This window comes from Sulfurospirillum sp. UCH001 (assembly GCF_001548035.1).
Classification (GTDB): Bacteria; Campylobacterota; Campylobacteria; order Campylobacterales; family Sulfurospirillaceae; genus Sulfurospirillum.
Map to the genome: position 1 here is coordinate 413415 of NZ_AP014723.1, position 21748 is coordinate 435162.

Here is a 21748-nt window from a genome sequence, read left to right on the forward strand (position 1 = left end):
TTCTGTCATAAGATTTATTTTATGACGTTAAATGTAAGTACTTAATCTTTGATTGGAGAGAGTAGAGGCGCAAGCTTAATTTGATATCAATCATCTCTACTTGAAATCACCAGTTGGAAAGGAGAAAAATTGACAAGAACAGAGAAAGCTGAATTTATTAGTTCTCTAACTGAAGAGTTTAAATCTTCCGACGGTTTAATTGTTTGTGACTATAAAGGTCTTAATGTTAAAGCGATCGAAGCACTTAGAAATAGTGCTAGACCAGAAGCTGTTAGTGTTAAAGTTATTAAAAATACTTTGGCATCAATTGCTATGACAAACGCTGGTATCGAAGGTCTTGAACTTAAAGACACAAACATTTTTGTTTGGGGCGCAGATCAGTTAGCGGTTACTAAAGTTGTCGCTACGTTCGCCAAAACAAATCCAAATTTTGTAATTAAATCTGGTTTTGCTGGTGGTGTTGTGGTTGATGCTGCTAAAGTTGAAGCACTTTCTAAAATGCCATCACGTAATGAGCTTATTGGAATGCTTCTATCAACTTGGATGGCACCAATTACAAACTTTACCATTGGTCTTGATGCACTTCGTGCTAAAAAACAAGAGTCTGAATAAAGCGTGTTTGTAAGGCTCTAGTCTTACATGTAAGGTGCAAGAGCAAGACTCTTGTAAAATCATTATAACTATAAAATAATCAGGAGATTTGAAATGGCAATTTCAAAACAAGACGTATTAGAGTATATTTCAGGTCTTAGTGTACTTGAATTGAGTGAACTTGTAAAAGATTTCGAAGAAAAATTTGGTGTATCTGCTGCTCCAGTTATGGTAGCTGGCGCTGGTGCTGCTGTTGCTACAGAAGCTGCAGAAGAGAAAACTGAGTTTGACGTTATCCTTAAAGATGGTGGCGATAAAAAAATCAATGCTATTAAAGTTGTTAGAGAGATCACAGGTCTTGGTCTTAAAGAGGCTAAAGATGCAGTTGAAGGCGCTCCTACAACAATTAAAGAGGGTGTATCTAAACAACTTGCTGAAGAGATCAAAAAGAAACTTGAAGAAGCTGGCGCTGTCGCTGAAATCAAGTAATTTTTTTACTTTTAGAGAGACCTTGGGTCTCTCTTTTAAAACTTTTTCCCTGGAAATTAATTATTAGTCGTTACAACGTCTATCAAACGAGATAGATGAACCCACTGCCCTTTTCAAACAACTACACGAGGTAGACTCATGTTAAATAGCCTAAAATCTGGAAATCGCTTACGAGTTGATTTTTCCAAAGTCCCAAAAAAAATCGATGTACCAAATCTACTCCAACTTCAACAAAAGAGTTATGAACAGTTTTTAAATGTTGAAAATCTCAAAGAAGAGAGTGGTGTAGAGAAGGTTTTTAAATCTATTTTTCCTATTCACGATCCTCAAAATAGACTTACTTTAGAATATGTCGGATCGGAAGTAGGCAAACCTAGATATACTGTCCGCGAATGTATGGAACGTGGACTTACGTATTCTGTCAGCTTGAAAATGAACATTCGTCTTATCCTTTGGGATAAAGATGAAAAATCCGGTGAAAAAACGGGTGTAAAAGATATTAAAGAACAAGCCATTTTTATTCGTGAAATTCCATTAATGACTGATAGAACTTCGTTCATCATTAACGGTGTTGAAAGAGTTGTTGTTAATCAGCTTCATAGAAGCCCTGGTGTTATCTTTAAAGAAGAAGAGAGCCCAACGGTTGCTAACAAATTGATCTATAATGCTCAAATTATTCCTGATCGTGGTTCTTGGTTGTACTTTGAGTACGATGCAAAAGATACACTTTTCGTGAGAATTAATAAACGTAGAAAAGTTCCTATTACGATTCTATTCCGTGCACTTGGATACAGCAAACAAGATATCTTAAAACTTTTTTACCCAGTGCTCAATATAATGATTCGTGAGAACAAATTCCTCATTGAATTCTCAGCAGATAATTTCTTAGGTCGTGTTGACTTTGACCTAAAAGATGAACATGGTAACCTTCTTTTAGCAGCAGGCAAACGCCTTGCTCGTAAAAAAGCAGAAAAATTTATTGAAGATGGTGTCAAGTTTATCGAGTACCCTGTTGAAATTTTAGTAAACCGTTTCCTTTCTTCTCCAATTATCGATCAAGAGAGTGGTGAAGTTCTATACGATACCCTTACACAGCTTGATGAAGGAAAATTAGCAAAAATTATTGAACAAAAATGTGAAGTAATTGAAATTGCGAATGATCTTGCAAGTGGTGTGGATGATGCTATTATCAACTCATTTATCGCTGATAACGAAACACTTAAATTGCTTCGCCAAACAGAAAGTATTGAAGATGAAAACGATTTAGCAGCTATTCGTATTTACAAAGTTATGAGACCAGGTGAGCCTGTTACAAAAGAAGCAGCAAAACTTTTCGTAAAAGATCTATTCTTTAATTCTGAGCGTTACGATTTAACAAAAGTTGGTCGTATGAAAATGAATCATAAGTTAGGCCTCTCTGTACCTGAATACGTCACCATTATGACCAGTGAAGATATTATCAAAACAGCGAAGTATTTGATCAAAGTTAAAAATGGTCAAGGTCATATCGATGATAGAGATCACTTAGGTAACAGAAGAATTAGAGCAATCGGTGAGTTGTTAGCGAATGAGCTTCATGCTGGTTTGATTAAAATGCAAAAAGCAATTCGTGATAAATTTACAGCGCTTAGCGGTAGTGTTGAAGAGTTGATGCCACATGATTTAATTAACTCTAAGATGATTACATCTGCTATTGCAGAATTTTTCTCAAGTGGTCAGTTATCTCAGTTTATGGATCAAACAAACCCACTGAGTGAAATTACACATAAAAGAAGACTTTCAGCACTTGGTGAGGGCGGTCTTGTAAAAGAACGTGCGGGCTTTGAAGTGCGTGACGTTCACCCAACACACTATGGTCGTATTTGTCCTGTTGAAACACCAGAGGGTCAAAACATTGGTTTGATCAACACGCTTTCAATGTATGCAAAAGTAAATGATTTAGGTTTTGTTGAAGCACCATACCGTAAGGTTGAGAATGCAAAAATTACTGACGAGATTGTTTACATTACAGCGACACAAGAAGAGGGCTTAGTTATTGCTCCTGCAAGTACAAAAGTCAATGAAAACAATGAGATTGTTGAAGACTTGATTGAGGTACGTGTTGACGGTGAAACAGTTCTAATTGAAAAAGAAAAAGTTGACTTAATTGACCTTTCTTCTATGATGATTGCGGGTGTTGCCGCGTCACTCATTCCATTCTTGGAACACGACGATGCGAACCGTGCACTTATGGGTTCAAACATGCAACGTCAAGCAGTACCTCTTGTTAAATCTGATGCACCAATCGTAGGAACAGGTGTTGAGAAAATTGCCGCTCGTGACTCATGGGAAGCAATTAAGGCAAAACGTGCAGGTGTTGTTGAAAAAGTCGATAACAAAAATGTTTACATTCTAGGTGAAGATGAAGGTGGTGCATTTATAGATCATTATGCACTTCAAAAAAATCTTAGAACAAACCAAAACACAACCTTTACACAAAAAGTTATTGTTAAAAAAGGTGACGTTGTTGATGCAGGTACTGTTTTAGCAGATGGGCCAAGTATGGATCAAGGTGAACTTGCTATCGGTAAGAATGCAATGGTTGCATTTATGCCTTGGAATGGTTATAACTACGAAGATGCGATTGTAATTTCAGAGCGTATGATTCGTGAAGATGCATTTACCAGTGTTCATATTTATGAAAAAGAGATTGAAGCACGTGAATTAAAAGATGGTGTTGAAGAGATCACTAAAGATATTCCAAACGTTAAAGAAGAAGAGTTAGCTCATCTTGATGACAGTGGTATTGTTAAAGTAGGTACATATATTACTCCAGGAATGATTCTTGTTGGTAAAGTATCTCCAAAAGGTGAAGTAAAACCAACTCCTGAAGAAAGACTCCTTCGTGCTATTTTTGGTGAGAAAGCAGGACACGTTGTCAATAAATCACTCTATGCGACACCTTCATTAGAGGGTATCGTTGTTGATGTTAAAATCTTTACGAAAAAAGGTTATGACAAAGATCCACGAGCTGTTCAAGCATATGAGCAAGAAAAAGAGATTTTGGATCGTGAACACCATGATAAACTTTTAATGTTAGATAGAGAAGAGATGTTACGTATTAATGCGTTGCTTCTTAAAAATCCATTACAAGAAGATCAAGAGATTAGCAAAAACAGCTATAAAAAAGGTGACTTTATTAAAGCTGAAGATCTTCACAATGTTAATCGTTTCTCTATTAACTCTATTGTTAAAGCGTTTTCAAACGAAATTCAAGACGAGTACAAAGATCTTAAAGTTTACTTCCAGAATGAGAAGAAAAAACTTAAAGAAGAACACGATGAGAAGCTTAATATCATCGAGAAAGACGATATCTTACCAAGTGGCGTCGTCAAACTTGTAAAAGTGTATGTTGCTACAAAACGTAAGTTAAAAGTCGGTGATAAAATGGCTGGACGTCACGGAAATAAAGGTATCGTTTCAAATATCGTTCGTGAAGTAGATATGCCTTACCTTAAAAACGGTGAGATCGTAGACATCGTACTGAACCCACTGGGCGTTCCGAGTCGTATGAACATCGGACAAATTCTTGAGGTTCACTTAGGACTTGTTGGTAAACGTTTAGGTACACAAATTGAAGAAATTTTCAAAGAGAAACAAGGTGATTGGATTAAATCACTTCGTGAAAAAATGATTAGTATTGCTGAAGTTGCAAAACTGATGGATGCTAAGAATTTCATTGATACCTTAAATGACGAACAATTACTAGTTTATGCAAGAGATTGGAGCAAAGGCGTTAAATTTGCAACTCCAATTTTTGAGGGTGTGAATGTTGAAGAGTTTGAAAAACTCTTTGAAATGGCAAAAATTGATATGGATGGAAAGACAGAGTTATATGATGGTATGACAGGTCAAAAAATGCATGAAAAAGTCAACGTGGGTTACATGTATATGTTAAAACTCCACCACTTAGTTGATGAAAAAGTTCACGCAAGAAGTACAGGACCATACTCACTTGTCACACAACAACCAGTGGGTGGTAAAGCACTCTTCGGTGGACAAAGATTTGGTGAGATGGAGGTTTGGGCGCTTGAGGCATACGGTGCTGCTCATACCCTAAGAGAAATGTTAACAGTCAAATCAGACGACGTTGAAGGAAGAATCCTAGCGTACAAAGCACTCACAAGAGGCGAAAATGTACCACAAACAGGTATCCCTGAAACATTCTATGTTTTAACAAACGAGTTGAAGTCTTTGGCTTTAGATGTTGAGATTTATGACGAGGTGGAAGAAGATGAAACGACTAGAACCAATTGAGATTCACGAAGAGAGCCGTCCAAGAGACTTTCAAGCTTTCCAATTAAGACTTGCAAGCCCTGAGAAGATTCGCTCATGGAGTTATGGTGAGGTCAAAAAGCCAGAAACCATTAATTATCGTACGCTCAAACCTGAGCGTGACGGTCTTTTTTGTGCAAAAATCTTTGGACCCGTCAGAGATTATGAATGTCTGTGCGGAAAATATAAAAAGATGCGCTACAAAGGCATCAAATGTGAAAAATGTGGTGTTGAAGTAACGAGCACAAAAGTAAGACGTTCACGTATGGGTCACATTGAACTTGTGACTCCAGTAGCGCACATTTGGTATGTTAACTCACTTCCAAGCCGTGTGGGAACACTTCTTGGCGTTAAGATGAAAGATCTTGAGCGCGTACTTTATTATGAAGCATACATTGTTGAACAAGCAGGCGATGCTTTCTATGATGCTGAAAACAAAAATAAAGTTGTAGCGTATGATGTTCTCAATGAAGAGCAGTATCAATCATTACAACAACGTTTTGGTGATACAGGCTTTGTAGCTAAAATGGGTGGTGAAGTTATTCGTGACCTATTGGCGAGTATTGATCTTGTTGAAGTTCTTGGACAGCTTAAAGATGAAATTAATCAAACCAGCTCAGAAGCAAAGAAAAAAACCATTGTTAAACGTTTAAAAGTTGTTGAAGCATTCCTTAACAGCGGCAATCGCCCTGAGTGGATGATGATTACGATGCTTCCTGTATTACCACCAGATTTAAGACCATTGGTTGCGCTTGATGGCGGTAAATTTGCAGTAAGTGACGTCAATGACTTGTATCGTCGTGTTATTAACAGAAATGCACGTTTGAAACGTTTGATGGAACTTGATGCTCCTGAAATTATTATTCGTAACGAAAAACGTATGCTTCAAGAAGCAGTTGATGCGTTATTTGATAATGGTCGTAGAGCAAATGCGGTTAAAGGTGCAAATAAACGTCCTTTAAAATCGCTTTCTGAAATTATTAAAGGTAAGCAAGGACGTTTCCGTCAGAACCTACTTGGAAAAAGGGTTGACTTCTCAGGCCGTTCCGTTATCGTTGTTGGACCGAACCTTAGAATGGATCAATGTGGTCTTCCAAAACAGATGGCATTGGAGCTTTTCAAACCACACTTGTTAGCACGCCTTGAAGAAAAAGGCTATGCTACAACGGTTAAACAAGCTAAGAAAATGATCGACATGAAAACCAATGAAGTTTGGGAGTGTTTAGCAGAAGTTGTTAAAGGTCATCCGGTTATGCTTAACCGTGCACCGACACTTCACAAACTCTCAATTCAGGCGTTCCACCCTGTTTTGATTGATGGAAAAGCGATTCGTTTGCATCCACTCGTTTGTTCTGCGTTCAACGCGGACTTCGACGGTGACCAGATGGCGGTTCACGTTCCATTATCACAAGAGGCGATTGCTGAATGTAAAATTTTGATGCTTAGTTCTATGAACATCTTGCTTCCAGCTTCTGGAAAAGCGGTAACCGTTCCAACACAAGATATGGTTTTGGGTCTTTACTACTTAACACTAGAGAAGCCAAATGCAAAAGGTTCAAATAAAATCTTTGCAAACATTAATGAAGTACATATTGCGATTGATGCAGGATTCTTAGATATTCACGCAAAAATTAAGACACGTATCAATGATAGAGTACTGTTCACGACTGCAGGTCGTTTAATTTTAAAATCGATCTTGCCAGATTTCGTTCCTGAAGAGTTATGGAACAGAGTCTTGAAAAAGAAAAACATCGGTGGATTGGTAGATCATATCTTTAAAGAGGGTGGTATTGGTGTTACCGCAGGATTCTTGGATAACCTCAAAAATCTTGGTTTTAAATACGCAACTCAAGCAGGTATTTCTGTTTCAATCGACGATATTCGTGTTCCTGAAGCAAAAGTGAAAAAGATTAAAGAAGCGAAGAAAAAAGTACGTGAGATCCAAAAACAGTTCAGTTCAGGTCTTTTAACTGAGCAAGAGCGTTATAACAAAATTATTGATATTTGGACCGATACAAACAACGACGTAGCTTCTGAAATGATGAAGCTTACAGAAAGTCATAAAGGCGGCTTCAACTCTATTTACATGATGGCAGACTCTGGAGCGCGTGGTTCTGCGGCACAGATTCGTCAGCTAGCAGGTATGAGGGGTCTTATGGCAAAACCAGATGGAAGTATTATTGAGACTCCAATTATCTCTAACTTCCGTGAAGGTCTAAATGTTCTTGAGTACTTTATTTCGACGCACGGTGCTCGTAAAGGTTTAGCTGATACCGCTCTTAAAACAGCGAATGCGGGTTACTTAACACGTAAACTGATCGACGTTGCGCAAAACGTTAAAGTTACGATGGATGATTGTGGTACACACGAAGGTGTTGAAATCACAGAAATCAGTGAGAGCGGTGAGCTTGTAGAATCACTCTATGAGCGTGCAACAGGTCGTGTTTTAGCAGAAGATGTTATCGATACGATTACCAATGAAGTTCTTTTCACTGAGGGAACCCTTATTGATGAGAAAAGCGCTCAAGCCCTTAAAGAAGCAAGCATTAAATCTGTTGTTATTCGTACACCAATTACATGTAAAGCTAAAAAAGGCGTTTGTGCAAAATGTTATGGTACTAACCTTGCTGAAGGAACATTGGTTCGTCCAGGTGAAGCAGTTGGTATTATTTCAGCACAGTCTATTGGTGAGCCAGGTACACAGTTGACACTTCGTACATTCCACATCGGTGGTACGGCATCAACTGAGTCTCAAGATCGTCAAGTTATTGCTCAAAAAGAAGGTTTTATTCGTTATTACAATGTAAAAACGTATGCAACTAAAGAGGGTAAAAACATCGTAGCTAACCGTAGAAATGCTGCTGTTTTATTGGTTGAGCCAAAGATTAAAGCACCATTTAAAGGTACAATTGAAATCGATACAGCACACGAAGAGACAGCAATTACTCTTAGTGGTGCAGCAGGTGAGAATGTACGTTATACCCTTCGTAAGAGTGACTTTGCTAAGCCAAATGAGCTTGCAGGTGTTAGCGGTAAAATCGAGGGTAAATTCTACATTCCTTACGTGAGTGGCGATGTTGTTGAGATGAATGAGAGTATCGTAGAGGTTATTAAAGAGGGTTGGAATGTTCCAAGCCGTATTCCTTATGCGAGTGAACTCAAAGTTAAAAATGGTGAGCCGATTATTCAAAAAATTCATGCAGATGCAAAAGGTCTTGTGAAGTACTATAAACTTCGTGGAGATTACTTAGAGCGTATCCATGATATTGAAAAAGGTCATATCGTTAAAGAAAAAGGTATCTTTGCTGTTGTGGCAGATGATGATGATAGAGAGGCGATTCGTCACTATATCCCAAGAGATTCTATTATCGACGTAAATGACAACAGTATGGTTGACTCAAAAACCTTGCTTGCATACCCATCAACAAGTGAGCAAATCACAATTGCTGAGTGGGATCCGTATTCAACACCAATTATTGCTGAAGATGCGGGTTCAATTACGTTTGAAGATATTGAGCCAGGTATCAGTGCAACAGAGCAGTTTGATGATATGACAGGTCAAAGTAGACTTGTTATTAACGAATACTTACCAAGCGGCATGAAACCAACTATTATCATTGCTAATAAAAATGGTGAGATTATTAAGTACCAATTAGAGCCAAAAACAGCGATTTTCGTCCAAAATGGCGCAACAGTTGGCTTAGCAGATCTTATTGGTAGAACACCAAAAGCGATTGCAAAATCGAAAGATATTACCGGTGGTCTTCCACGTATTAGTGAGCTTTTTGAGGCACGTCGCCCTAAAAATGCAACAGTGATTGCTGAGATTGATGGAACCATTCGTTTTGGTAAACCATTACGTTCAAAAGAGCGTATTATCATTGAAGCAAATGATGGTACAAGTGTAGAGTATTTAGTTGATAAAAATACACAAATTCACGTTCAACCAGGCGAGTTTGTTCACGCAGGTGAGAGACTTACTGATGGAGTTATTTCAAGCCATGATATTCTACGTATTATGGGTGAGAAAGCACTTCATTATTATTTGATTAGTGAAATTCAACAAGTTTACCGCGGACAAGGTGTTGCGATTAACGATAAACACATTGAGGTTATCGTTTCTCAAATGCTACGTCAAGTAAGAATTGTTGATAGTGGTGATACTAAGTTCATTATGGGTGACTTAGTAAGCCGTAGAAGATTTAGAGAAGAGAATGAAGCCGTCATGAAGATGGGTGGTCAGCCAGCAATCGCTGAACCGACACTTCTTGGTGTTACTCGTGCTGCGATTGGTAGTGATAGTGTTATCTCTGCTGCATCGTTCCAAGAGACAACAAAAGTACTTACAGAAGCAAGTATTGCAGGTAAGATGGATCTTCTTGAAGACCTTAAAGAAAACGTTATTTTAGGACGTATGATTCCAGTAGGAACAGGTCTCTATCAGAACAAAAACTTTAATATTGAGTTAAACCCAAGTAGAGGTTAAGTTAAGGTTCCCTTAACTTAACCTTTTTTTAAGCTATTTTTAAATAAAATTAGCACCTATTTTTTACAAAATAAAGGAAATAATGTGCCAACCATTAACCAACTCGTCAGAAATGAGAGAAAAAAGGTAATTAAAAAGTCGAAATCACCTGCGATGGCAAAATGTCCTCAAAGAAGAGGCGTTTGCACCAGAGTTTATACTACGACTCCAAAAAAACCTAACTCAGCGCTTAGAAAAGTTGCCAAAGTCAAATTGACAAGCGGCTTCGAAGTCATTAGCTACATCGGTGGCGAAGGACATAACCTTCAAGAACACTCTATTGTTTTAGTACGTGGCGGAAGGGTAAAAGACTTACCAGGTGTTAAGTACCATATCGTACGTGGTGCGCTTGATACTTCAGGTGTTGCAAAAAGAACGGTGTCTAGAAGTAAATACGGTACAAAAAGACCAAAAGCTAAATAAATTTAACAGCAGGTGATGTCCGTTGTTTTGACATCATTTGAGTAAAATTTTTAACAAATTTGAAGGAAATATAATGAGAAGAAGAAAAGCTCCCGTAAGAGAAGTATTACCAGATCCAATCTACAATAGCAAGATTATCACAAAGTTTATCAATGCGTTGATGCTCGATGGAAAAAAAAGTGTTGCTACTAAAGTATTTTATGGTGCATTAGAGTTAGCAGAAAAAAGAAGTGGAACCCTAAAAGGTATTGAGATTTTTAATGCAGCTATCGATAATGTAAAACCAGTTATGGAAGTAAAAAGTAGACGTGTAGGTGGAGCAACATACCAAGTTCCAGTAGAAGTTAGAGCAGCTCGTCAACAAGCATTGGCTCTTAGATGGTTGGTTTCTTATTCACGTAAAAGAAGTGAGAGAACAATGATCGAGAGGTTGGCAAATGAACTTTTAGATGCGGCTAATAGTAGAGGCGCTACCTTTAAGAAGAAAGAAGATACTTATAAAATGGCAGAAGCAAACAAAGCGTTTGCTCACTATCGCTGGTAAAATGATGTTAGGAATGTTCGTCTATGCGATGTTCATTCCTTCTTCATGAACTTACACTCCTAATATAACAAGGAAATTATAATGGCAAGAAATACCCCTATTGAAATGGTTAGAAACATCGGTATTGCTGCGCACATTGATGCAGGTAAAACCACTACAACAGAAAGAATCCTTTTTTACACTGGTATCTCTCACAAAATTGGTGAGGTACATGATGGTGCTGCAACAATGGACTGGATGGAGCAAGAGAAAGAAAGAGGTATTACCATTACTTCTGCTGCAACAACTTGTACATGGAAAGATCACCAAATTAACATCATCGACACTCCGGGCCACGTTGACTTCACCATTGAAGTTGAGCGTTCTATGCGTGTTCTTGATGGCGCTGTAGCAGTATTTTGTGCTGTTGGTGGCGTTCAACCACAATCTGAGACTGTTTGGAGACAAGCAAATCGTTACCAAGTTCCAAGAATGGTTTATGTTAATAAAATGGACCGTATTGGTGCAAACTTCTATAACGTTGAATCACAAATTAAAACTCGTCTAAAAGCGAATCCAGTGCCAATTCAAATTCCTATTGGTGCAGAAGATACCTTCAAAGGTGTTGTTGATCTCGTTGAGATGAGAGCACTTATTTGGGATGACGACGCTGCAATGGGTTCAAACTACCAAGTAGTTGATATTCCAGCTGAGCTTATGGATAAAGCAAAAGAATACCGTGAGAAAATGGTAGAAGCAGTTTCTGAAACTAGCGATGCTTTAATGGAAAAATATCTTGGCGGTGAAGAACTTACAAAAGAAGAGATCAAAGCAGGTATTAAAGCAGGATGTCTAGCAATGACATTCATCCCTATGATTTGTGGAACATCATTTAAAAACAAAGGTGTTCAACCAATGTTGGATGCTGTTGTTGACTATATGCCAGCTCCAACTGAAGTACACGCAATTAAAGGTGAGTACGAAGACGGACGTGAGTGTGTTGTTGATTCAACAGATGATGGCGAATTTGCTGCTCTTGCGTTTAAAATTATGACCGATCCATTCGTTGGACAATTAACATTCGTTCGTGTATACCGTGGTATCCTTGAGAGCGGAAGTTATGCATACAACACAACAAAAGATAAAAAAGAGAGAATTGGTCGTCTCTTAAAAATGCATGCTAACAAACGTGAAGAGATTAAAGTTCTTCATGCAGGTGAAATTGGTGCGGTTGTAGGTCTTAAAGATACACTAACAGGTGATACACTTGCTAGCGAAAAAGATCCTGTAATTCTAGAGAGAATGGTATTCCCAGATCCAGTTATCTCTGTTGCAGTTGAGCCAAAAACAAAAGCTGACCAAGAGAAAATGGGCATTGCACTTCAAAAACTTGCTCAAGAAGATCCAAGCTTTAGAGTTGAGACTGATGAAGAGAGTGGTCAAACTATTATTTCTGGTATGGGTGAGCTTCACCTAGAAATTCTTGTTGATCGTATGCTTAGAGAGTTTAAAGTAAGTGCTGAAGTTGGTCAACCACAAGTTGCTTACCGTGAGACAATCCGTGCCTCTGTTAACCAAGAGTACAAATACGCAAAACAATCTGGTGGTCGTGGTCAATACGGTCACGTTTATCTTAAACTTGAGCCACAAGAGCCAGGTGCAGGTTATGAATTTGTTAACGATATCAAAGGTGGTGCGGTTCCAAAAGAATACATTCCAGCTGTTGATAAAGGTATCAAAGAAGCACTTCAAAGTGGTGTTCTTGCAGGTTATAAAGTGGAAGACGTTAAAGTTACACTTTATGATGGAAGCTACCATGAGGTTGACTCATCTGAGATGGCATTTAAACTTGCTGCTTCTATGGGCTTCAAAGAGGGTGCAAGAAAAGCGAAACCAGTTATTCTTGAGCCAATCATGAAAGTTGAAGTTGAGACTCCAGAAGACTTTATGGGTGATGTTATCGGCGATCTTAACAGAAGACGTGGACAAATCAACTCTATGGATGACAGAAGTGGTAACAAAATTGTTAACGCATTCTGCCCATTGGCTGAAATGTTCGGTTACTCTACAGATCTTCGTTCTCAAACACAAGGTCGTGCTTCTTACTCTATGGAATTTGATCACTATGATGAAGTTCCAAGAAACGTTGCAGAAGAGATTATTAAAAAACGTAACGGCTAATACGCCATTTTAGTGAAGCCGAATGTGTTTTTTGCACATTCGGCTTTTTTTTTACTTCATTTTTTCGATTTGTCCCCATAGCTCAGCAGGATAGAGCATCAAATTCCTAATTTGAAGGCCGTGCGTTCGAATCGCGCTGGGGACACCACCTCTGTTATTCATCCTTCCAATGTATGCTAACATCTGGCTTTTTATACTCTCAATGATTCAAAATTTTTAATGGTGCTTTTTTTATATGATTAAAAAAGATAGCTAAAGGGAACTATAGAGATTAAGGTGTAGGATACAGCAAAGGAGGAGATGATGTTACCATACCATGCTCAAACAATGCACAGTTATTTCTCTGTGCGCAACTCGTCTCATTTTATGGATTGGGAGCACCAGCCTAATCAATTTAAGATATATCCTGAAGAACTTCAACGCATTAAACTCGAACCACAAAACCCTCATCATCAATTTCTTTCTCTTATTGGAGGTATCACTGCACAAAAAAGCTATCCAGGCGTGACTTATGCTTTGCGTACCAATCCTAGCGCTGGGGCTTTGTACCCTACTGAAGTGTATATACAGATACGAAGCGTTGAGGGGTTCGAAGATGCAATTTACCATCTTTGCCCTTATGAGTCAGCTCTTGTATTGCTCTATGCTTTGAAACAAGATGAAGGCATAGAGTGTTATTTACATTCACAGAAAATAAATGGTTTTATTTTTCTCTTTTCAGCACTTTACTACCGTTCATCATGGAAATACCGTGATCGCGCTTTTAGGTATTGTTTACACGATACAGGGCATATGTTAGGTACCGTTGAAGCATCATGTTTTGTTTACAAAAAAAAGTATCGCATTTGCTATGATATAGACAAAAAAGCGTTGAATAAACTCTTTCATTTTGGCACAGAAGAATTTTTTCTCTCATCTGTTATTGTGGGTAGTGAAATAGATGAAACATGTGATGCCGCACTCATGCAAGTACCTTATGTAGATGGTACGGGTGTATTTGAAGCAAATAATCTCATTGAAAAGACCTATTTATCAACGTGTGAACTCTCTTTAGAAAAACAGATAATTATGCCTTCTTTTCGTTTAGATGATACACGCTTTAAACATGCCATTTGGAAGCGTCGTTCCATTCGTGAATTTAGCCAAAAGTCTCTTTCAAAAGAAGAGTTTGAACAGGTAATGGATTTCATCAATGAGCCTATCCCTTCAGACTGTGATGTAAAGATTGATATTTATGCGATTATCAATCGAGTAGAAGGAATGTGGCAAGGAGTATACAAAGAAGGTGTCTATCTACAAAGTAGCAATTTTGCACGCAAAGCAGGATATCTTTGTTTAGAGCAAGCATTAGGTGCTCAAAGTGGTGTGACATTCTTTTTGGTAGGAAACGATGATAAAAACTATCAAGCGATGGTTCAAAAAGCAGGCATTATAGGTCATCGACTTTATCTTATCAGTGAGTACCTTGGTTTTGGTTGCAGTGGCATCGGTGCGTATTATGATGAAGAAGTTGCTGAATTTTTAGCAAGTGATGGCATGGTACTTTACGCATTAGCCATAGGGCGCTGAGGCAGCTTTTTATAGGTATAGTAGAGTAAAAAAAGAGCTGAACTGTATACGATGCATCCAAGCCCAACCCACATCCACACAAAAGAGAGTTGAAAATAAGAGACAATCAGTGTATACACAATGCTAGGTGCTAAGATTTGGCGAAAAAAGCCTACGTAGAAAATCATCGTTGGCTTCTTAATTCCTTGCAATGTTGCTACGCACGCAAAATGTGTTACATAACCACAGAAGAGAAAAAGCATCACATAAATGTAGATTGTACCGTATTGGATAACCTCATTGTTGGAATCAAATTGTGCTACTAACCATGCCCCCAAAATCCATAAAATCGCCATACCCACAATGCTGATCGTATAGCCATACGCGAGCGCATAAAAAAGTGTTTGACGGACACGTTCATATTTTCCTGCTCCTTTGTTGTTTGAAACCAAACTAAGTACGGCACTGCTAATGCCAAGGGCTGGAAGAAGCATTAATTGTTCAACTCTGTATCCAATGCCATATCCTGCTACTGCTTGATAACCATACGTAGTAACAAAATGAAGCGCTATCAGTGAGCCAAAGGACATCATCAACATATTGAGCCCTGGAGGTGTCGCTTGTGAAATGAATTCTTTATAGATACGCCAATCAGGATAATACTGTTCTTTACAGTTAAAACGAATCAGTCCTGTTTGTAAGCTTTTATAGAGCAAATAAGCCGCATTGATGGCTTGCACTAAAACAGTTGCAAAAGCAATACCTGCAATACCCATAGCCGGGATGAATCCCCATCCATAGATAAAGAGTGGATTGAGTGCAATATTGGCAAAAAAGCCAAAAATAAGTGTGTTACGATAACTCTTGGTATCACCTGTCGCAACGAGAACACTATTGAGTGCAAAATTGGCGAAGAAGAGGGCTGCCCCTAGCAAAATCACTTCAATAAAAGAGAGTGCAAGCGCATGGTAGCGTTCTGTCGTTCCAATGAGATGTAGTAAATCTGAGGCGCAAAAAAATCCTAGTAGCCCTAAAACCATTCCTACGCCAATAATCAATGCAACACCTTTTTGAGCAATAAGGCTTGCAAGGAAAAAATGCTGTTTCCCATACGCATGACCTATCAGTGCCGTGAGTGCACTGGTTCCACCATATGCAAGACCTATGACAAAGAAAAAAAGAAAAGATGAAGCAGAGAGTGCAGCTAATGCTTCTGTTGAGATAAGCCCTGCATAATAGGTATCGACAATATTATAGAGCGTGTTAAAAAGCATACCAAGGCTTGATGGAATCGAAAGTTGCCTGAGTAAAGAAGGGATAGGTTGATTGATAAGTGATGTCGAATCCATATAGGCTCTTTTTAATTTTATCATAACGACTTAATGCTTTAAAAAAACTCTTTTTTTAGAGACATATTTTAGAACTAAGAATGGTGTCTTTTGTATGCAAAAATAGTTGAAAATAATGTATTTTATAGGGGAAATTTTCTCTCATTTTATGAAAAAAACACTCATTAATTACTCATTTTTTTTCGTTAAGCTTCATTTATAAAAATAAAAATTACAGACTAAATGTAACTTTTATTTAAGTTTTGTCGTTTGCTATGAAAAAAATGTTCAATCTAAGGAGTACATAATGACAAAGAAAATGGATAGAAGATCGTTTCTTAAAGTAGGTGGAGCCGCAGCTGGCGCAGCTGTTGCAACTATTAATGCAGAAGCAATCCCTTTGGTGGGTGAGTCACTACTCAATGACAATGAAAAAAGCTTTAGTGCATCGCACTTTGGTGCAGTCGTTACACATACACGTAATTCACGTTTTGAAAGCGTAACACCGTTTGAGGGAGATGAGCATCCTGTAACGCTCATTGAAGGTTTAGCAGCTCGAACGTATGCTAAAGATCGCATTATGTACCCATGTGTTCGTGAGAGTTATTTGAAAAATGGCTATAAAAGCGACAAAACAAAACGTGGAAGCGATAAATTTGTTCGTGTTTCTTGGGAGACAGCATATGATTTGATTGCGAATGAACTTAAGCGTGTGTATAAAAACTATGGTGCAGACTCTGTGTATGGTGGAAGTTATGGATGGTTCTGTGTAGGAAGCCTCAATAACCCACAAGCACTTCTAGGTAGAATGTTGGGCATTGCAGGTGGTTACACTTCACGTACATGTACGTATTCAACCCATGCCATTCGTCAAATTACTCCGTATGTTACAGGAACCGATGAATCTACAGCACCTGCTACAGTATATCCTGTCATTATCGAAAACTCTGAGTGTATTGTATTTTGGGGAGCTGATCCAATTAATACAAACCAAATCGCATGGGGTGTGCCAGATCACCAATCGTACACTTACATGAAAGAGCTCAAAGAAGCAGCTAAAAAACGCAATATCAAGTTTTATATTATTGATCCAGTGTATAACAACACCGGTATGTATTTTGGTGCAGAGCATATCCAAATTCGTCCAACCACAGATGTTGCGATGATGTTAGGTATGGCAAACTATCTCTTTACTGAAAACCTTTACAGTAAAGAATTTGTTGACAAATACACTACAGGTTTTGAAGAGTTTAGAAAATACCTTGTTGGTGAGAGCGAAGATATGGTTGCCAAAACACCTGCTTGGGCATCAAAAATTTGTGGTGTTCCAGAAGATGTCATCAAAATGTTAGCGAAAGAATTTGTTTCTAAACGCACCATGCTTATGGGTGGTTGGGGCACACAAAGAGCACACCATGGCGAGCAACCAAACTGGATGTTGATTACGCTTGCAAGTATGATCGGTCAAGTAGGCCTTCCTGGTGGAGGTTATGGTATGAACTATCACTACTCAGATGGTGGTGTTCCAATGCCTGCTGCTGCAACAGGTAATGCACTCAGCGATAAACCACTCAATGGTTCTGTAGGTGCAGTGGCAGATGCTGAGAATGTAGCGGCTTCTCCGGGACTTTCTGGTATTAGTATCAACTCAAAAATTGACGGACCATGGAAACAAAGAAAAATCAATGTCATCCCTGTATCTCGTATCGTTGAATGTTTAGAAAACCCAGGCAAAGAGTATAACTTTGATGGTAAAGCATATAAATACCCAGATATTAAAATGGCATATTGGGCAGGTGGCAATCCTTTCCACCATCACCAAGACAGAAACCGTATGGTGAAAGCATGGCAAAAACTCGATACATTTGTTGTAAACGAGTGTTTCTGGACAGCAACCGCACGTATGGCAGACATTGTCCTTCCAGCAACCACTGAGCAAGAACGCAATGACATTACAAAATCTCACTCCAATAGCTATATTTTTGCAATGAAACAAGTCGTAAAACCAGTGGGTGAAGCAACTGATGATTTTGATATTTTTGTAAACATTCTAAGACGTTTTGGCGCCAATGAAGTGCTTGCCTTTACTGAAGGTAAAACGAAGATGGAGTGGGTTGAGTCTTTCTACGAAGAGTCATACACCAAAGCTACCAAATCAGGCGTTAAAATGCTTCCATTTAAAGAGTTTTGGGAGAAAGGTTTTGTCAAATTTGAAACACCTGAGAGTGCGAAAAAATTTGTTAAACATGGTAAATTTAGACAAAATCCTGTAGTCAACCGTCTTGGCACACCATCTGGTAAAATCGAAATTTTCTCTAAAAAAATTGCAGGCTATAACTACAAAGAGTGTAAAGGTCATCCAATGTGGTTTGAACCAATGGAATGGTTGGGAAGTTCTGTGGCGAAAGAGTTCCCTCTGAACTTAATCTCTCCACATCCAAAATACCGCCTTCACTCACAACTTAACAACACATGGATTCGTGATCTTGAAGAAGTGGATGGCAGAGAGCCAATTTGGATGCATCCAAAAGATGCTGCAAAACGTGGCATTCAAAATGGTGATATTGTAAGAGTCTTCAACAAACGTGGACAAGTTCTTGCGGGTGCTGTTGTCACTGAAGCGGTCATGCAAGGTGTTGTTAGAATGCAAGAGGGTGCATGGTATGACCCAGCAGAGCCAGGCAAAGTGGGTACATTGTGTCGTCACGGAGATGTTAACGTGCTTATCCCAGATGTAGGAACATCTGAACTTGCACAAGGCAACCAAGCAACGGCGTTGGTTGAGATTGAAAAATTCAAAGGCGAAGTTCCAGAGATTGGAATTTTTAAAGCGCCAAAAATTAAAGGTATCTAATGCGATTGTTTCACGTACTAGCACCACTGTGTGCCGCAACAATGATGTTTGCAGCGAGTGGTACATTTCTAAATAAAAATGCACCTCTTTATGCAGAGGCAAGCGAAGGATCAGCTCTTGGTGAGCTGATCATCGCTTCAGAAGTCAAAGAGCTTTCACAAAAAGGCTCTTTTAGTGAAGTTGAATTTGTAGGATTTGTCCCTGAAGGTAGTAGCGTTGTGTATGAAAAAGCAGGTATGCTTATCATAGGCTTTGAAGCAAGTAATCCTGGTGCATTGAAGGTTTTAGGTAAAAAAACTGATGAATACGGTAGTGTATGGATCAATGTATCTGTGAAGGGCTTTGTAAAAAGTGATGCCCTCAACAGCGATAAAAATAAAGTGTTAGCTGATGGTAAAACACTTTTCCAAGCCAAATGCAGTACCTGTCATGCTTTGCATCCTGAAACAGAATTTGATGCTAATGTATGGCCAAGCATCCTAGAAGCAATGGGTGCACAAGCAGGACTCTCAAAGCCTGAAAAACAGAGCATTGAAAAATACTTGCAAAACTACAAGTAACCGCTTTTCCCTTCACCTCATTTTTTAGGTGAAGGGAGCTTCTCACCTCATTTTTAACTCATTTTTTGTCGCTATAGTGACTCAATATGCAAAAAGATAAAATTGGCTAAAATCTTCATAGTCGAAGTCATTTTTAAAGGATGATAATGGAACTTTGGATGGAAAAACTCAAATCATTACGACTCTTGTATGCTGAAGATGAAGATGGCATTCGCAAACCCATGGCAAATACACTCTCGTACTATCTAAAAGAGGTTATTGAGGCACGTAATGGGGAAGAGGGACTTTCTCTTTATGATGAACAGCGCCCTGATATTATCTTAACAGACCTTAGAATGCCTGTAAAAGATGGGCTTTATATGGTTAAAGAAATTCGTAAAACCGATAAAAAAACGCCTATTTTGATGATTACGGCACATACGGATAAAGAGTATTTGTTGAGCGCCATTGAATTAAAAATTGAAAAATATCTTATCAAACCTGTTGCACTTGATGAGCTTTTAAGTGCACTTAGACTTTGTATCGAAGAGATAGAATCTGATAGAACGCTTTTTTTTGAGTGCGGTGGATGCAAATTTGATTTTAAAACAAACTTATCATTCATGAAGATGGTAACGAAATTGAACTGACACACAAAGAAGCTGATTTTTTAGAGTTACTGTTACGCAAAAAACGCCTCATTGTCAGTTATGAAGAGATTGAGATGAGTGTATGGAAAGAAGAATTTATGAGTATTGCAGCACTCAGAACGCTCGTAAAAACGCTACGTAGAAAATTAAAAAACAATCACTTTATTAAAAACCATTCACAAACGGGATACAGTTTTGAAGCATAGCTTGCTATGGCTTTGTTTAACATTCGTACTGTACGCAGCCAATACGCCTGAGTATCGTGTGGATGAAAGCTCTACGAAGGCTTTACAGGTACGAGACCCAAGGTCGCATATCAAAGTTTTTTTACCCTCCATGCCATACAACTACGTTTCACGTTTGGTAAATGAAGGGCTTGTGAGATTAGCGGAAAACGAACAAGGTTGGGAGTATTCACTTGCAACATCCAGTGTCAAACTCTCACCCATACTCTATGAGTTTGAGTTGCGTCGTAATGTACGGTTTCAAGATGGAACGCCTTTTAATGCCGATTCGGTCATACACAATTTTAACTATTTTATACGCCAACCTTTTAATTACACCAATATTCACAACTCACTGAAATCAATTGAAAAAATTTCGGATTATAAAATTCGTTTGCATCTGCACAAACCCTATGGTATGCTCTTTCGTGATCTTGCCCGTATTTATGTCTATTCGGAAGCCTACTTAAAAGAGTTTGGTTGGGGCGGAGCAGATACGGGAGCAAATATCAAAAGTGCAGGACCTTATGGGCTTGGACCTTACATTTTGACTGAAGGCATTGTGACAGGAAGAAAACAGACGCCAGAAGTCATTTTAAAAGCTAATCCTTATTATTGGGAAGAGGGCATTCCTAGTATTGAGACGATTACATTTTATACGGAATTAGATACGCAAGAAGCCCTAGAATTGGCTCTTTTTAAAGATGGTGGGCTTGATTTTATGCAAATCCCTTTCAATAAAAAGATAGAGACGATGCTCTCTCCTTATGCGAAATTAATCTCAATGCCTTCAACGAACAATTTTACGATCTATTTTAATTTACTCAAAAAAGACTCAGCAGTTTCCAAAAAAGAGGTCAGACAAGCACTCAATTGTGTTCTCAATCAAAAAAATTTACTGGATTTTACCTATAAAAAAGAGGGTGCACTAAACTCAAGTGCACTTGAAGAAAATAGGTGCTTACTTGAGCATGAAGCGATTGAAAAGCTTCTGCGCGGTTTGAAATTGAATGTTGTAACACAAGATTCGCTTCTTTTTTTATGGAAAGGGATTGAATATCAGCTTTCTCATTACGATGTCACCTTTGAGTATAGTATTACCAACAGCGAAAAAGAGATTTACGATTTGGTACAGCAAAATCATACCCGTGTACAAAATTGGGACATGCTGATACAAGGAACACAAGATTATTATGGAAGGCATCCATGGCCTATTTTTATTCGTTATCAAGAGGGTAATCCTTGGAGTTTTGTGCAAGGTGATGCTTTGATGCAATCGTACATCGAACAATTTTTTCTTGTCGAACAAGATGACCCCAAATTTTTAGAGCTGAGTGCGCTTATTAAAGCGCGTGCGAAAGAGGAGGCGTATATGCTTTTTGTCCCAACTCCCAATGCCGTTTTTGCAATGAACAAAGAGCTAGTGTTCGAACCACTGGGTATTGGGATGCAGCCTTTTTGGAAAGCTAAGATTACTGATCAGCATTGGTCAATTAGGGGAGAGAAGCCTTATCCTAAAGAGCTTCAAATTCCTATTTTACCAAAACGGTTGCCTTAAA

At 38.5% G+C, this 21748-nt stretch carries 14 protein-coding genes and 1 tRNA gene; 14 read left to right on the forward strand and 1 reads right to left on the reverse strand.

The features are described from left to right. The first annotated feature begins 129 nt into the window (after positions 1-129). The 9 genes from rplJ (at position 130) to UCH001_RS02195 (ending at position 14615) form a co-directional block, all read left to right on the forward strand. Positions 130-612: a 50S ribosomal protein L10 gene (rplJ, locus tag UCH001_RS02155; RefSeq protein WP_067173744.1), complete on the forward strand. Its 483-nt coding sequence runs from the start codon at positions 130-132 to the stop codon at positions 610-612. 93 nt (positions 613-705) lie between these two features. Beyond that, a complete protein-coding gene (gene rplL, locus UCH001_RS02160) occupies positions 706-1080 on the forward strand; it encodes a 50S ribosomal protein L7/L12 (RefSeq protein WP_067173746.1) in 375 nt (124 codons plus the stop codon). A 138-nt stretch (positions 1081-1218) separates the two neighbouring features. Next, positions 1219-5376, forward strand: a complete 4158-nt coding sequence (gene rpoB, locus UCH001_RS02165; RefSeq protein WP_067173749.1) for a DNA-directed RNA polymerase subunit beta — start codon at positions 1219-1221, stop codon at positions 5374-5376. Continuing rightward, positions 5354-9880, forward strand: a complete 4527-nt coding sequence (gene rpoC, locus UCH001_RS02170; protein WP_067173752.1) for a DNA-directed RNA polymerase subunit beta' — start codon at positions 5354-5356, stop codon at positions 9878-9880. Before rpoB ends, rpoC begins: the two co-directional genes overlap by 23 nt. Positions 9881-9964: 84 nt before the next feature. Beyond that, positions 9965-10342 (forward strand): 30S ribosomal protein S12, encoded by a 378-nt coding sequence (rpsL, locus tag UCH001_RS02175; protein ID WP_039672128.1) that lies wholly within the window; start codon positions 9965-9967, stop codon positions 10340-10342. A gap of 73 nt (positions 10343-10415) precedes the next feature. Beyond that, a complete protein-coding gene (rpsG, locus tag UCH001_RS02180; protein ID WP_082705645.1) occupies positions 10416-10886 on the forward strand; it encodes a 30S ribosomal protein S7 in 471 nt (156 codons plus the stop codon). Positions 10887-10967: 81 nt separating this feature from the next. Continuing rightward, the gene (fusA, locus tag UCH001_RS02185) at positions 10968-13046 is read left to right on the forward strand and encodes an elongation factor G (protein WP_067173754.1); all 2079 of its coding nucleotides are present in this window, start codon (positions 10968-10970) and stop codon (positions 13044-13046) included. A 71-nt stretch (positions 13047-13117) separates the two neighbouring features. After that, positions 13118-13194: transfer RNA gene (locus UCH001_RS02190), tRNA-Arg, on the forward strand. A 155-nt stretch (positions 13195-13349) separates the two neighbouring features. After that, positions 13350-14615 (forward strand): nitroreductase family protein, encoded by a 1266-nt coding sequence (locus tag UCH001_RS02195; protein ID WP_082705646.1) that lies wholly within the window; start codon positions 13350-13352, stop codon positions 14613-14615. Here the strand turns inward: UCH001_RS02195 and UCH001_RS02200 are convergent. Then, the gene (locus UCH001_RS02200) at positions 14591-15943 is read right to left on the reverse strand and encodes an MATE family efflux transporter (protein WP_067173759.1); all 1353 of its coding nucleotides are present in this window, start codon (positions 15941-15943) and stop codon (positions 14591-14593) included. The genes UCH001_RS02195 and UCH001_RS02200 overlap by 25 nt on opposite strands. 286 nt (positions 15944-16229) lie before the next feature. Here UCH001_RS02200 and UCH001_RS02205 point away from each other — a divergent pair, with 286 nt between their 5' ends. The 5 genes from UCH001_RS02205 to UCH001_RS02220 all read left to right on the forward strand — a co-directional run bounded on the left by UCH001_RS02205 (position 16230) and on the right by UCH001_RS02220 (position 21747). After that, a complete protein-coding gene (locus UCH001_RS02205; RefSeq protein ID WP_082705647.1) occupies positions 16230-18776 on the forward strand; it encodes a molybdopterin guanine dinucleotide-containing S/N-oxide reductase in 2547 nt (848 codons plus the stop codon). Then, positions 18776-19336: a hypothetical protein gene (locus UCH001_RS02210; RefSeq protein ID WP_067173762.1), complete on the forward strand. Its 561-nt coding sequence runs from the start codon at positions 18776-18778 to the stop codon at positions 19334-19336. Before UCH001_RS02205 ends, UCH001_RS02210 begins: the two co-directional genes overlap by 1 nt. 146 nt (positions 19337-19482) lie before the next feature. Further along, positions 19483-19965: a response regulator gene (locus UCH001_RS02215; protein ID WP_173636806.1), complete on the forward strand. Its 483-nt coding sequence runs from the start codon at positions 19483-19485 to the stop codon at positions 19963-19965. A 29-nt stretch (positions 19966-19994) separates the two neighbouring features. Next, on the forward strand, positions 19995-20171 hold the full coding sequence (locus UCH001_RS13245; RefSeq protein WP_231963985.1) for a winged helix-turn-helix domain-containing protein: 177 nt from the start codon (positions 19995-19997) through the stop codon (positions 20169-20171). Then, positions 20161-21747 (forward strand): ABC transporter substrate-binding protein, encoded by a 1587-nt coding sequence (locus UCH001_RS02220; RefSeq protein ID WP_067173765.1) that lies wholly within the window; start codon positions 20161-20163, stop codon positions 21745-21747. Before UCH001_RS13245 ends, UCH001_RS02220 begins: the two co-directional genes overlap by 11 nt. The last annotated feature ends 1 nt before the right edge of the window (position 21748 follow it).